This is a genomic window from Oleiphilus sp. HI0080, assembly GCF_001635135.1.
Genome location: NZ_LWFU01001205.1, coordinates 1 through 1,017 on the forward strand (window position 1 = coordinate 1; position 1,017 = coordinate 1,017).

The following is a 1,017-nucleotide window of genomic DNA, read 5'->3' on the forward strand; positions in this document are numbered from 1 at the left end:
TATTAGATCTTTTTAAACACGCAATAAACTACAATTATTTCGATCCAAAAGGAGCGCATTTCATCCCGCTAGAACGCTTTATCCTACCAATCAGTAAAGAGCGAGCAACACACCTCGTCGCAAACAAGACAAAGAACTGCCGAGTATTTGCCACACCACGCCCCGAATTCAGTCAGATAGCACAGCCAAACGCATACTTCTCGACAGACGGCGCTTCCAAAAGCATGATCAAGATACTGACACTCTTATGTGGCGATAAAACGAACGCGAAGAGGCTGGCAAACGACTTACTCACTCAGATTGATAATCAAAATGAGATTCACAAGCACTCTAAGAAGGAATTCAAAGGAAGACTAATGCGGTTCTACAATGCGCTACACAAAGAGAAACAAATCATCGCAGGCAGCCGAGCCTGGCTGGAGAAACATTTTTAAAATGGCGGTGAGAGAGGGATTCGAACCCTCGGTACGTTGCCGTACACACACTTTCCAGGCGTGCTCCTTCGACCGCTCGGACACCTCACCGTTTTTCAGCGCATATGTCTAAACATATTGAGTGGCTTCGTTATCAAAACATCGCTCTTGGCAACGCAAAGCAAGACAAACGACCCACTCAAACACCTCTCTTTACTCGACACGTTAAGAACGAAGTAAAGGTGTACCCAGTGCTGAAGAGCGGCGTAATTTATATGAGGAGAAAGTGAAAAGCAAGCCAAGTATTTACTTAGCTTGGTAGACAATACCGCCCTTGTACTGCTGCATCGTAAACTTCTCCCCAGCAGGACCAATGGACTCGGAGGCTCCGAGCATCAAGTACCCACCCGGACGCAACTGCGAATGAATCTTTTCTAAAATCTTCTGTTTATTCTCCGCAGAGAAATATATGAGGACATTACGACAAAATGCCATGTCTAGCTTGCCACCAAGTGCGATATAACTTTCTTGCAGATTAAGAGCTTTGAATTGAACCAAACGCTTAATCGCAGGTTTTACGGCCCAAGTGTTAGAAGAGGTTTCA

The 1,017-nt window shown here is 45.1% G+C and carries 2 protein-coding genes and 1 tRNA gene; 1 reads left to right on the forward strand and 2 read right to left on the reverse strand.

Annotated features, from left to right (window positions below):
- On the forward strand, nucleotides 1-434 hold a 434-nt coding region (locus tag A3751_RS23295; RefSeq protein WP_197466583.1), incomplete at its 5' end, for a hypothetical protein.
- 2 nt (nucleotides 435-436) lie between these two features.
- On the opposite strand, the gene A3751_RS21160 is transcribed toward A3751_RS23295, so the two are convergent.
- Both A3751_RS21160 and A3751_RS21165 read right to left on the reverse strand, forming a co-directional pair.
- Nucleotides 437-524 (reverse strand) — tRNA-Ser (locus A3751_RS21160).
- Between the two features lie 195 nt (nucleotides 525-719).
- Nucleotides 720-1,017 (reverse strand): CheR family methyltransferase (locus tag A3751_RS21165; RefSeq protein ID WP_304439072.1); only part of this gene is annotated, 298 nt, incomplete at its 5' end.